Below are 12,664 nucleotides of genomic sequence, written 5' to 3' on the forward strand. Positions count from 1 at the left end.
CTGAGCGAGGAGTAGGTAGACCACTGCTTGAACCTGCGGAACGCGATGGCTTGCTGTTTCTTGTCCCCCCTCGAACGGCGGGCGTTGCGTTCACCACACGGTTAGGAGGTTCAAGCGGTGGTCCCTACTCCGGACTCAACCTCGGTACGGCAACATCGGATGATCCGGCGAAAGTCCGGGCGAACCGGGAACGGGTCGCCCGGGCTCTCGGCGTTTCGGAGGATTGGGCACTACTGAAGCAGGTCCACGGCAATTCCGTGGTCAAGGTGAATACGGGAGTCAGGTTCGCAACGTTGACATACGAGGCTGATGCACTGCTCATGCGGCCAACCGGTGTGCCGGCAGCCGTAGTCGCAGCGGACTGTCTTCCGATCGCGCTGGTGGGCGGGGAGGAGCGCGGCGTAGTTCATGCCGGCTGGCGCGGGCTCTGCGCCGGGGTGATCGAGACGGCCGTCACGGCTTTCGAAGGCGGCCGGCCCACCGCCTGGATCGGCCCGAGCATCGGACCCTGCCACTACCAGGTGGGCGCGGAGGTGGTCGAAACCTTCCGGTCGGCCAACCCCGAGGCTCCCGAGTTCTGGACCCCCGACGGCGACCGGTTCCGGTTCGACCTGCGGGCCGCAGCCAGGTGGGTGCTCAGGAAGGCGGGCGCCCAGGTGGACGACGACGACCCGCCCTGCACCTTCTGCGACTCCCGGTTCTACTCGTTCCGGCGGGACGGCGAGACCGGCCGGCACGCCGTGGTGGTCTGGCGGTGACCCTGACTTTGACCGACCCGATTGCCACGTCCCTCGACCGCGTCCGGCGGAGCATCGACGATGCGGCCATCGCAGTCGCGAGGGACCCGTCGGACGTCACGCTGATTGCCGTCTCCAAAGCCTTCCCGGCAAGCTCGATCGAGCGGGCGTTGGCCGCCGGACAGCAGGACTTCGGCGAGAACCGGGTCCAGGAGCTGGCGGCGAAGTTCGCGCAGCTGGGCGGACGGCCGAGCTGGCACTTCGTCGGCAGGCTGCAGCGCAACAAGGTCCGGCAGGTCCTGGCCACCGGGGCGGTGATCCACTCGGTCGACCGGCTGGAGCTTGCCGCGGAAATCAACGCCCGAGCCGGGGCGCCGGTCCGGGTCCTGCTCGAAGTCAACGTCACAGGCGAACCCCAAAAGGGCGGAGTGGAGCCGGATGAGCTGGGCCGGTTGACCGAAGCGGCCCTGGGAATGCCCAACCTCCAGGTCGTCGGGTTGATGACCATGGCCCGAAAAGCCGGCGATCCCGAGCTGGCCCGGCCCTACTTTGCCGAGCTGGCGCGCCTGAGGGACGAGTTGGTAGAGGGATATTCGCCCATGATCCGCCATCTTTCGATGGGTATGAGCCAAGATTATCGAGTAGCTGTAGAAGAAGGCGCCACGATGGTGCGTGTCGGTGAAGCGATCTTTGGTCCGCGCACCCCTCCGCAGACTTTGAGGGCCGAACAACTGGGGGAGTCAGAAAGGTGAGTTCCATGAGCGTCTGGAAGAAGACACTCCTGTATCTGGGACTGGTCGAGGAAGATGAGATGGACGGCCAGCTGGACCTCGTCGACGAGACCCCGCAACGGGCTCCATCCACCATCCGCAAGATCAGCCGCGAAGAGCTGAGCTCGGTCCATCGGCCGCGGGCTGCGGTGCAGGAGCAGGGTTCGGTTCGCCAGGCCCAGGCGTTCCAGCAAACCGCCCAGGCACAGCCTTCGGCGCCTCGTGCCCTCGGCCAGATCCACAAGGTTTCCCCGGCTGCCTACGACGACGCCAAGGAGATCGGCGACAAGTTGAAGTCCTCGGTGCCGGTCATAATGAACCTCCAGGGCGTCGAGGACGACACGTTCAAGCGCCTTACCGCCTTCGCCTCGGGTTTGGCGTACGGCCTGGGCGGGGACGTGCAGAGGCTGGGGCCGCGCATGTACCTGATCACACCGGCGAATGTCGAAGTTTCGGCGGAGGACAGGCAGCGCCTCAAGCGAGGCCTGTTCAATGAATTTTGAAACCGGGAGTGAGCGTCATTGAGTCTTGTTGCCGTAATCCTTCTGCGCACCCTGCAGATCTACGGGTGGATCCTGGTCGGCCGGATCATTCTGTCGTTCATCCCGCTGTTCAGCCCGGGATGGCAGCCGCCGCCTTTCCTCACGCCGATAGTGGACCTGATCTACGGGATGACCGAACCGCCGCTGCAGTTCATACGACGCTACGTTCCACAACCCATGGGCTTTCCGTTCGATCTGTCGTTCATCATCTTGTACGTGATCGTGAGACTGATCTTGCCCCAGGTGATCATCTACTCCCTGGCCGGCTTCTAAGGAGGGCTCTATGACATTGACGCCGCGCGAAATCCAGGAGAAGCAGTTTCACGACGCATTCCGGGGCTACAACCACGAAGAGGTCGACCTTTTCATCGACCAGGTCGCCGAAGCGTACGAGACGATCTTCAAAGAGAACCAGACGTTCAACCGCCGGCTGGAGGAGCTTCGGGAGCAGCTGAACAACGCCCCGGCGGCCGCCCCCGCCGCCGCAGCGGCTGCCGCGCCGGCCCAGGGCATTCCGGCCGTCCGCTCGGAGTCCGAGGACATGCTCAAGCGCATGCTCGTCACCGCTCAGGAGACCGCCGACAAAGCGGTCGCCAACGCCCGGGCCAAGGCTCAGATGCTGGTCGACGAGGCCGAGATCAAGGCCCGGCGTATCGAGGAGCAGGCGGACTCGGTCAGCTCGACCACGCTTCAGGACGCCCAGCGGCGTGCCCGTGACCTTCTCACCACGGCGCAGCAGGAGGAAGCGGAGCTGAGGGACCGGATCGAGGGGATGCGGGCATTCGAGAGGGAGTTCCGCGCCCGGCTTTCTGCGTTCATCCGGTCGCAGCTCGAGCTGCTGGAGACCAAGCCGCTCATCTCGACCACGACCCCGGGACCGGTGACATCACCGTTCTTCGACCGCTCGAAGCTTTTGAGCGAGACGATCGAGAAGTTCGGCGACTACGGGCTTCAGCGTTCGGCGGCGTCGAGTGCCCCGGCTCTGGAGGCTACGCCACCCGCCGATGCTCCCGCCGCCGAGGCGCCGGTAGACGAGGCGCCGGGTGCGCCCGAGCCGCAACCCGAAACCGTGGCCAGCACCCCCGACTGGTTGTCGGATCCCGAAAGCTCTTTGGACTCGTCGATCACGGACGAGCCGCCCAGCTGGTCATCAGAACCGGCCCCTTCGGAGCCCGTGGAGCCGGGAGTTCCGGTTGGAGCGGCGCCCTCCGAGGAGGGGGACAAGGCCTCCAAAAAGGCTCCGTCGTCCGAGACGAAGTCCATTCACGAGCTGTTCTGGGGCGAGGACTAACTCCGGCTCATTCGGGGGAGTGTTGTTATGCACCCAACCCTGAAAGAATCTAGCCGGTCAGAGTTTTTCTGAGCCGATTAGACTTGCCGGAAAGGCACTCCCAGCGACGGCGGAAGGATCTAAGTGTTCAAGGCTTCGATTGCTCTGGTGCTCATCGCTTTTGGCGCACTCGCCTACGGTTGGTTGTCCAACGACGACACCATTCTCTACGCATCCATCGGGGCCAGCATCCTTGCCGGTCTGTTCCTTCTTCGCGCCACCCTGGCCGACCGGAAGGCCGGTTACGCCCCGGAGCCCAAGGCCCCCCGGCCCGAGCGCCCCGCACGGGAGCCCCGTGAACGAAAGCCGAAAAAGGGCGAAGCCGCCCCGGCACGTCAGCGCCGCGGCAGCGGCCGTCTGGATTCCGATGAGCCGACTCGCCAGATGGACGTAGCCACCGACGACGACTCCGATGAAGAGCCGCTGTCGTCGCTCAGGCCGCAGAGAGGCCGCCGGGGTCGCCTCCCCGACGCCCCCGCAGGCGCAGCCTGGGCAGAGGCCGAGCAGGGCTACGACGACACCGAGTTTGAAGAAGAGGACCAGGGCATGGGCCCTCCCTCCTACGACGCGGATTACGGCGACGAAGAGTACGACGACGATTACGCCGCGCCGGCCGCCCAGGCGCAGGGCGCCGCCGCCGACGACTTCCGGAGCCGGCTGGCCGCCGTCCTGGGGTCGGCCGGGGAGGAGGCCCCGCCGCCCCCGCCCGCACCGGTCCCGCCGCGTGCCCGCCGGGTCACGCCGGTGACACCCGAGATCGACGAAGCGCCCCCCGTCGCTCCGAAGCGGCGCGGCCGCAGGAAACCCGAGCCCTTGATCGAGCCCGAGCCCGAGCCCGAGTACGAGGACGCCTCTGAGGAGAGCGAGCCCGAGTGGGTCCGGATAGAGGACGTCCCGAACATCCCCAAACCGGCCCCCACGGACGAGATGATCCATTACCGCCCCCGGCGTCCGGCAGTCGCCGCCGCGCCCGAGGAGGACGAGCCGGTCGAACCGGAGGAGCCGCCGGCTCCCCGCCGCCGCAGCACGGCCTCGGAGGTGCGACCGGTCGGGGCCAAGCGCCCGCCGGCCCCCAGAAGCTCCGGCGTCACCCGGGTGTCGCCCGCCGAGAAGACGACCAGGGCAAGGGCGGCCAAGCCCCAGGATCCCGATGCACCGCCTCCCCGGAGGGGCAGGCCCCCCCGGCCCAAGCCGTAGTACGCCGGCACCCGAAGGTTCTTGCGGGTCCCTATCGCGGGTAGTCTCATTACCGTGCATTCGTCCGAGCCCCTGCCCCAAAGCCCCATCTCCGCCGACGACCTCCATCTGTTCAACGAGGGGTCCCACGCCGGACTCCAATCGAAGCTGGGGGCTCATCTCGTGGGCGGCGACAACCCGGGCGCCCGGTTCGCGGTGTGGGCGCCCAACGCCTCCTACGTCACGGTCTTCGGGGACTTCAACGACTGGGACAAGCACGCTCACCCGCTGAAGATGCGCGCCGACTCGGGCATCTGGGAGGTCTTTGTCCCCGGTGTGGCGAAGGGCAGCCGCTACAAGCTCCACGTCGAGGCCCCTCGGGACGGGTTCCAGGTCGACAAGTCGGACCCTTACGCCATCCACAACGAGACCCCGCCCGCCACGGCATCGGTGGTCTGGGACCTGGAATACGAGTGGGGCGACGAGGAGTGGATGGCCCGCCGCCGGGCTACCGGCGCCACAGACGCGCCGGTGGCGATCTACGAGATGCACGTCGGCTCCTGGATGCACGGCCCGGACGACGGCTACCTCAACTACCGGGATCTGGCCCCGAAGCTCATCGAGTACCTCCAGAAGCTCGGGTTCACCCACGTCGAGTTCATGCCGGTCATGGAGCACCCCCTCTACGCATCGTGGGGGTACCAGACCACCGGGTACTTCGCCCCCACCAGCCGCTACGGGACCCCGCAGGACCTCATGTTCCTCGTCGACCAGCTCCACCAGAGCGGGATAGGGGTGGTCCTGGACTGGGTCCCCTCGCACTTCCCAACCGACGAGCACGGCCTGGGGTATTTCGACGGCACCCACCTCTACGAGCACGAGGACCCCCGCCAGGGCTTCCACCCGGACTGGACCAGCTACATCTTCAACTACGGCCGCAACGAGGTCCGCAGCTTCCTGCTGTCGAGCGCGATGTACTGGCTGACCACCTACCACGCCGACGCGCTGCGGGTGGACGGGGTCGCGTCGATGCTTTACCTGGACTACTCCCGGGCGCCGGGCGACTGGGTCCCCAACCAGTACGGTGGCCGCGAGAACCTCGAGGCGACGAGCTTTCTGCGCCGGATGAACGAGGACGTCTACCGGGCGCTCCCGGACGTGCAGACCATGGCGGAGGAGTCGACCGACTGGCCGATGGCCTCCCGTCCGACCAGCGTCGGCGGCCTGGGTTTCGGCTACAAGTGGGACCTCGGCTGGATGCACGACACGCTGCAGTACTTCAAGCTCGACCCGGCTCACCGCAAGTACCACCACAACGAGCTGACCTTCCGGATGCTCTACGCCTTCACCGAGAACTTCGTCATGCCCCTGTCGCACGACGAGGTCGTGCACGGCAAGGGGTCGCTCATCGGGCGGATGCCCGGCGACGAGTGGCAGAAGTTCGCCAACCTGCGCCTGCTCCTGGGCTACATGTACGGGCAGCCGGGAAAGAAGCTGCTGTTCATGGGCGGGGAGTTCGGCCAGGACTCCGAGTGGCGCCACGAGAACGCCCTGCAGTGGGACCTGTTGCAGTACCCGGTCCACTCGGGCGTCTCCCAGTGGGTGGGCGACCTGAACCGTCTGTACACCTCCGAGCCGGCGCTGCACGAGCTCGACTGCGACCCCGGCGGGTTCGAGTGGATTGCCGCGGACGACAGGGAGGCCTGTGTGATCAGCCACCTCCGCAAGGCGGCCTCCGGGAAGGGGACCTACCTGCTGGTGTACAACTTCACCCCCGTTCCCCGCTACAACTACCGGATAGGCGTCCCCGAGGGCGGCACCTGGCGGGAGATGGCGAACAGCGACTCCGAGTACTACGGGGGGAGCGGCCTCGGAAACCTCGGCCTGGTGGAGGCGGCGGCCGCTCCGGCCCACGGCCGGGAGTGGTCGGTGGAGCTGACGCTGCCCCCGCTGGCGTGCCTGTTCCTCAAGAGCTCGGCGTAGCACCGGTGAACGTCCGGAGCGACGGGGGCCTGTACTGATGCGCGTCTGGCCGGGAGCGCCCAGCCCGCTCGGTGCGACGTGGGACGGGCGGGGCGTCAACTTCGCAATCTTCTCCGAGCACGCCACCGCGGTGTGGCTCTGCCTGATCGAGGGCGGGGTGCCCTACCGGGAGTCGGAGCGCATCGCCCTCACCGAGCACACCAACTCCGTCTGGCACGGCTACCTGCCGGACGTCCGGCCGGGGCAGCTCTACGGCTACCGGGTCGACGGGCCCTTCAACCCGGACCACGGTCACTGGTTCAACCCGGCGAAATTTCTCATCGACCCCTACGCCAAGGCCCTGGCCGGCCGCGTGAAGTGGCACGATTCGCTGTTTTCCGGCCCGTCCGACTATTCGGATCAGCCTTCCGACCAGCGGGACAGCCTGGGCCCGGTGCCGCCCTGCGTCGTCGTCGACAGCGCGTTCACCTGGGGCGACGACCGGCCTCTCAACACCCCGTGGAACCGGACGGTCATCTACGAGTGCCACGTACGGGGAATGACCCTGCGCCACCCCGGCGTGCCCCTGAGGCACCGGGGCACCTACCTGGGCATGGCGTCCGACGCGATAGTCGACCATCTGAAGACACTAGGTGTGACCGCGGTCGAACTGCTGCCGGTTCACCAGTTCGTCGACGAGCATCACCTGATCACCCGGGGACTGCGCCAGTACTGGGGCTACAACCCGATCGCCTACTTCGCCCCGGAGGTCCGGTACGCGTCCGGAGGGCTGGGGGAGCAGATCTCCGAGTTCCGCACGATGGTCAAGACCCTGCACGCCGCCGGCATCGAGGTGCTGATCGACGTGGTCTACAACCACACCGGGGAGGGTAACGACGGGGGGCCGATGCTCAGCCTTAGGGGCATCGACAACCGAAACTACTACCACCTGATGCCCGACAGCCCCCGCCATTACCTGGACTTCACCGGCACCGGCAACAGCGTGAAGCTGATGCACCCGCGGTCGCTGCAGCTGGTGGTCGACAGCCTGCGGTACTGGGTCACCGAGATGCACGTCGACGGCTTTCGGTTCGACCTGGCTACCGTCATGGGCCGGGACCACATGTCGTACGACCGCCTGGCGCCGTTCTTCAAGATCCTGCACCAGGACCCGGTCCTCTCGAAGACCAAGCTGATCGCCGAGCCGTGGGACCTCGGGACCGGCGGCTACCAGGTGGCGAACTTCCCCCAGGGCTGGTCCGAATGGAACGACCAGTACCGCAACTGCATCCGCCGCTTCTGGCGGGGCGACAACGGCCAGGTTCCCGAGCTGGCGTCCCGGCTGGCCGGCTCGTCCGACATGTACGAGTACAGCGGGCGGGGGACCGAGGCCAGCGTGAACTTCATCACCGCCCACGACGGGTTCACCCTTCACGACCTGGTCTCCTACGCCGAGAAGCACAACCTGGCGAACGGCGAGGACAACCGCGACGGCACGAACGACAACCACAGCAACAACTGGGGGGAGGAGGGGCCGACCAACTCCCCGAAGGTCCTGGAGGTCCGGGAGCGCATGAAGCGCAACTTCCTGGCGACGCTGGTGTTCTCCCAGGGAGTGCGCATGATGCTCGCGGGCGACGAGATGGGCCGCTCCCAGCAAGGCAACAACAACGCCTACTGCCAGGACAACGAGATCAGCTGGGTGAAGTGGGACCTGTCACCGGCCGAGAGGGACCTGCTGGAGTTCACCCGCCGCCTGCTTGAGATCTACCGGGCCAACCCGGTGCTGCGACGCCGGCGGTTCTTCTCGATGACCCGGCCGGCGGGGGAGCTGGAGAAGGACCTGACCTGGCTGCGCCCCGACGCTGCGGAGATGACCACCGACGACTGGCGCAACTCGCACAACCACGTTCTGGGAATGCTGATCCCGGCCCACGCCTCGGACGAGGTCGACGACCACGGCCGCCCGGCTCCGGGGGAGACCCTGCTGCTTCTGCTGAACGGGGGCAACCGCTCCCAGCACTTCGCTCTGCCGGAGATGTCGCAGGAGGGGACCTGGCTGGAGCTGCTCAACACCGCCAAGCCGGGGAGCCAGCTGAAGCGCCGGAGCGGGCTGAACCTGACCGCCCATTCGCTGATCCTGCTGGTGCACCGCACGCCGTAGTGGCCGTCATCTACAACCCCCTGGACCCCGAGGTCCACGCCGACCCGTACCCGCACTACCGGCAGTTGCGGGAGGAGGACCCGGTGCACCGGAGCCCCCTCGGCTTTTGGGTCGTCTCCCGCTACTCCGACGTCGCCTCCCTGGTCCGGGACCACCGGCTGGGGCACGAGGTGGACGTGTCGATGGACGGGGCGTCGATGCTGTTTCGCGATCCACCGGCTCACACGCGGCTGCGGTCCCTCGTCAGCAAGGCGTTCACGCCCCGGATGCTGGAGCGCCTCCGGTCCCGGATCCGGACCATCGTCGACGAGAGCTTGGTTCGGGCCCGCGAGGCCGAAGAGATGGACGTCATAGCCGACCTCGCCTTCCCACTGCCGGCGACCGTAATCAGCGAGATGCTCGGGCTGCCGGTGGAGGACCACGCTCGGTGCCGCCGCTGGGCGGGAGCCCTAACGAGGACCCTGGACCCGGTCCTGAGCGACGAGGACGCAAGTGAGATAGCCGCGGCGTCGATCGAATTCGACGCCTACCTGTCCGAACAGGTGGCCGCACGCCGCAGCCGGCCGGGGGACGACCTGTTGACGGCGCTGCTCGCCGCCGAGCAGGAGGGGGATCGGCTGAGCCCGTACGAGCTGCTGTCGACGGTCTCGCTGCTGTTCGTCGCCGGGCACGAGACCACCACCAACCTGATCGGAAACGGGTTCCTCGCCCTGCTCCGCAACCCGGACCAGCTCCGACGGCTCCGGGAGGACCCGAGGCTGTTGCGGAGCGGCATCGAGGAGCTGCTGCGCTACGACAGCCCGGTGCAGTTCCTGATCCGCACGGTCAAGGAGCCGGTCACGGTGGGGGACCGGCGGCTGGAGCGGGGCGACCCGGCCCTGCTGCTGATTGCGGCCGCCAACCGCGACCCGGACGAGTTCCGGGACCCGGACGTGCTGGATGTCGGCCGCCCCGACGCCAGGCACCTGTCGTTCGGCGGCGGCATCCACTTCTGCCTGGGGTCGGCGCTGGCTCGGATGGAGGGGCAGATCGCCATCGGGGCGCTGGTGTCGATGTTCGACGACTTTGCATTCGACCCGGCAGCCCTGCGCTGGCGGGAGCACATCAACCTGCGGGGCCTGGTATCGCTCCCGGTCAGGGCGAGCTAGGGCGCGCTTTGCGCAGTACCCCGGTTACCTCGCCCACCAGCGGGTGGCTCTTCAGCTCCTCCAGCGACTTCGGCAGGGCGATCTTCCAGTTGGGCCAGCCTTCGGTGACGCCGGGCATGTTGGGCCGGTCGGTCGATCCGACTGCGTCCTCCAGGGTCGCCAGGACAATCCGCGCCGGCGATTGAGCCAGCTTCTCGTACACCGCCGGGATCACCTTATCGACGGGCTCGTCGGGAGCGGCGCTCGCAGCCACCCGAAGGCGGTGCCGCATCTCCTCCATGCCGTCGTCGTTCGCCGGGAGCTCCAGCGTCTTCTGAACCCGGTGGTCGCCGCCCCGCCAGACCCCGGCCAGCGTCGGGAGGTCGTGGGTGGTCACCGCCGCCATGGATTCGGCGGGGATCTCCTCGGCACTGTCCTCGAAGATCAGCAGGCGGTAGGAGAGCATCGACCGGGCGGCCATCTCCTCCCGGACCTGCGGCTCCACCGTCCCCAAGTCCTCCCCGACCACAAACGCCTGCGCCCGCTGGCTCTCAAGAGCGACGATGTCGAGCAGCTCGTTCGCCGGGTACCTCACGTAGACGCCCTCGGATGCGTCGCAGCCGTCCGGGATCCAGAACAGCCGGAACAGTCCCATGACGTGGTCGATGCGCATGCCGCCGGCCTGGGACAGGGCGGAGCGGATCATCTGGATGAACGGCTCGTACCCCGCCGCCCGCAGGCGTTTGGGGTGGAAGCCGGCGATGCCCCAGACCTGGCCGGCCCGGTTGAACTCGTCGGGCGGGGCGCCCAGGGCGAAACCGGAGGCGAACGCGTCGCCCCAGATCCAGGCGTCGGCGCCGGAAGGGTCGACGCCCACCGGGAGGTCCTTGACCAGCCCCAGGTGCCGGCCGGCCATCGCCAGCTGACCCTCCAGGTGCCACTGCAGCCACTTGTGGAACATCACGCGGGAGCTGTACTCCCGGCGGAAGTCGGTCACTTCGGGGGTGCCGGGGTGCCGGACGCCCTCCGGCCAGTCCGAGCACGGGCCTTCGTACTGCTCGGCGAGGGCGCAGAAGATGGCGAAGTCGTCCAGGGAGCGGCCCTGGTCCTCGCAGTAGCGGTCGAACTCCGCGTGGCCAGCAAAGTCCCGGAACATGAGCTCCAGGGCGGGGCCCTTGGCGGCCCAGACCGCATCCCGGTTGATCAGCGGAGCTGCGTTCAGGGCCCGGCCGGCATCGCGGAACGGTTCGATCGGCCCTTCCGACCCGACTATGCGGTCGACGTTCAGGTACAGGGGGTTACGGAAGCTGCGGCTGCTCGGGTAGTAGGGGCTCGGCTCTATCGCACGGCCCGGGGTGGCGGCCCCCAGCGGGTTCATCATGATGAGGCTTGCGCCCTCGGTGGCCGACCAGCGAGCCAGCTCCTCCAGGTCGGCCAGGTCGCCCATGCCCCAGCTGCCGGCCGAACGCAGCGCATAGAGCTGGGCGGCCCAGCCCCAGACCCGCAGGTTCTCGGGCAGGAAGCATGCGCCCGGGCTGACGATGAGGCGCCTGGGTACGTCGTCCTTTCCCCGGATCGTGTGGTAGCCGAACGGCATGTGGTCGGGGATGGTGCCCTCGACCGCCATCTCATCGCCGGTGTCGGTGTCGACCAGAGCTGGCCCTTCGAACGAGAGTTGGGCGCCCCGGCGGAGAACCAGCGGGCCCTGCTCCTCGGGCCCCCGGGGGCTGTCCTCCTCGATCGCTTCGAGGACCTTGACGAGCGAGGACTCGGGCGACAGCTTGAAGCTACCCTGGTAGTCCTCGTAGCCGATGTCGACCCCGGCCGCCCGGGCCCGGGCTTCTAGGTCCATGGACCGGCGCGGACTATCGAGGGGTACAAAGGCATGCCCTGAGTATGCCGCACGGGGCCGGGAGCTAAACCGTCAGTCTCAACCGCAAGACGGGATCCTGAAGGTTTGCCCGATTTGTCGGAGAATCAGTGGCATTGGCCCATAGTCACGCGAGAGCTGGGAGAGAAAGTCAATGAACAAAGTCCCCGACACCCATCGCGACATCTTGGAGGCGAACGGGACCGCATTTCTTGCGACCACCGGTCCCAATGGCGCTCCGCAGATCACGCCCACCTGGTACGAGTGGGATTCGTCCAGCGAGCAGTTGCTGGTGAGCACCCTTGCCGGCCGTCAGAAGTACCGCAACCTGCAGCAGGACCCACGCCTGGCGGTCTGTATCGTCGCCCCCGAAGACCCGTACCGCTACGTCGAGATCAGGGGCTCGGCGAAGATCGAGCCCGACGAAGACCACCGGCTAGCCAACGCGCTCGCCAGGAAGTACATGAACCTGGAGGCGCTACCCCAGGAGATGTTGGGCGAAGGGCGCGTGGTGATCCGGGTGACCCCGCAGAAGTTCGTGTGCTACGGAGCGCCCACCGAAACCGGCTAGGCCGTGAGCTGTCCGGGGTCATGTCCTGTCCTCCTTGGTGGCGCCGTGGGGGTGTTGTTTTGCTGCCCGGTAGGTCGATTCCGCGGCCTCCTTCAGGCGGCCGAGCGACGTCCCCCAGAAGCCTTCGAGGTACCGATGCAGCTCTTGGAGGGACTCGAGGTTCAACTCGTAGAGGTTCTTGGTCCCCTCCTCGGTCATCTTTACGACCCCTGCCTCTTTCATCAGGCGCAGGTGTTTGGAGATGGCCGGGCGGCTTACCGGCAGGCCGGCGGCCAGCCGTCCGACAGGCTGGGGGCCGGCGCGCAGCAGGTCGACCAGCGCCAGCCGGGTGGGGTCGGCAAGAACCTGAAGGGTCGCTTGGTAACTCATTGGATACGGTAACTGTAAGGTTACCAAGGTCGCCTGTCAACCAGTT

12 protein-coding genes are annotated in these 12,664 nt (G+C 67.3%); 10 read left to right on the plus strand and 2 right to left on the minus strand.

What is annotated here, in order from left to right; genetic code table 11:
- Positions 1–50 precede the first annotated feature (50 nt).
- The 9 genes from pgeF (at position 51) to VFV09_04135 (ending at position 9,829) form a co-directional block, all read left to right on the plus strand.
- Positions 51–758 carry a peptidoglycan editing factor PgeF gene (gene pgeF / locus VFV09_04095; protein ID HEU4866892.1) on the plus strand — a complete coding sequence of 236 codons (708 nt, stop codon included), beginning with the start codon at positions 51–53 and terminating at the stop codon, positions 756–758.
- Positions 755–1,489 carry a YggS family pyridoxal phosphate-dependent enzyme gene (locus VFV09_04100; GenBank protein HEU4866893.1) on the plus strand — a complete coding sequence of 245 codons (735 nt, stop codon included), beginning with the start codon at positions 755–757 and terminating at the stop codon, positions 1,487–1,489. Before pgeF ends, VFV09_04100 begins: the two co-directional genes overlap by 4 nt.
- Positions 1,490–1,494: 5 nt before the next feature.
- Positions 1,495–2,010 carry a cell division protein SepF gene (locus VFV09_04105; protein HEU4866894.1) on the plus strand — a complete coding sequence of 172 codons (516 nt, stop codon included), beginning with the start codon at positions 1,495–1,497 and terminating at the stop codon, positions 2,008–2,010.
- Positions 2,011–2,028: 18 nt separating this feature from the next.
- On the plus strand, positions 2,029–2,322 hold the full coding sequence (locus VFV09_04110) for a YggT family protein (GenBank protein ID HEU4866895.1): 294 nt from the start codon (positions 2,029–2,031) through the stop codon (positions 2,320–2,322).
- A 16-nt stretch (positions 2,323–2,338) separates the two neighbouring features.
- Positions 2,339–3,340 carry a DivIVA domain-containing protein gene (locus VFV09_04115; protein ID HEU4866896.1) on the plus strand — a complete coding sequence of 334 codons (1,002 nt, stop codon included), beginning with the start codon at positions 2,339–2,341 and terminating at the stop codon, positions 3,338–3,340.
- A gap of 123 nt (positions 3,341–3,463) precedes the next feature.
- Complete coding sequence (locus VFV09_04120) at positions 3,464–4,576, plus strand: hypothetical protein (GenBank protein HEU4866897.1); 1,113 nt, start codon at positions 3,464–3,466, stop codon at positions 4,574–4,576.
- Between the two features lie 54 nt (positions 4,577–4,630).
- Positions 4,631–6,538 carry a 1,4-alpha-glucan branching protein GlgB gene (glgB, locus tag VFV09_04125; GenBank protein HEU4866898.1) on the plus strand — a complete coding sequence of 636 codons (1,908 nt, stop codon included), beginning with the start codon at positions 4,631–4,633 and terminating at the stop codon, positions 6,536–6,538.
- A gap of 37 nt (positions 6,539–6,575) precedes the next feature.
- Positions 6,576–8,681 carry a glycogen debranching protein GlgX gene (glgX, locus tag VFV09_04130; GenBank protein ID HEU4866899.1) on the plus strand — a complete coding sequence of 702 codons (2,106 nt, stop codon included), beginning with the start codon at positions 6,576–6,578 and terminating at the stop codon, positions 8,679–8,681.
- Entirely contained in the window at positions 8,681–9,829 is a 1,149-nt protein-coding gene (locus tag VFV09_04135) for a cytochrome P450 (GenBank protein HEU4866900.1), read from the plus strand. The genes glgX and VFV09_04135 overlap by 1 nt, the downstream gene beginning before the upstream one ends.
- Here VFV09_04135 and malQ read toward each other — a convergent pair.
- Complete coding sequence (malQ, locus tag VFV09_04140; GenBank protein HEU4866901.1) at positions 9,816–11,660, minus strand: 4-alpha-glucanotransferase; 1,845 nt, start codon at positions 11,658–11,660, stop codon at positions 9,816–9,818. The two genes, VFV09_04135 and malQ, sit on opposite strands and share 14 nt — an antisense overlap.
- 172 nt (positions 11,661–11,832) lie before the next feature.
- On the opposite strand from malQ, the gene VFV09_04145 reads away from it, so the two are divergent.
- Entirely contained in the window at positions 11,833–12,249 is a 417-nt protein-coding gene (locus VFV09_04145) for a PPOX class F420-dependent oxidoreductase (protein ID HEU4866902.1), read from the plus strand.
- 18 nt (positions 12,250–12,267) lie between these two features.
- Here the strand turns inward: VFV09_04145 and VFV09_04150 are convergent, their stop codons facing one another.
- On the minus strand, positions 12,268–12,618 hold the full coding sequence (locus VFV09_04150; GenBank protein HEU4866903.1) for a metalloregulator ArsR/SmtB family transcription factor: 351 nt from the start codon (positions 12,616–12,618) through the stop codon (positions 12,268–12,270).
- Positions 12,619–12,664: the final 46 nt, after the last annotated feature.

The organism is Actinomycetota bacterium (assembly GCA_035759705.1).
Classification (GTDB): domain Bacteria; phylum Actinomycetota; class CADDZG01; order JAHWKV01; family JAHWKV01; genus JAJCYE01.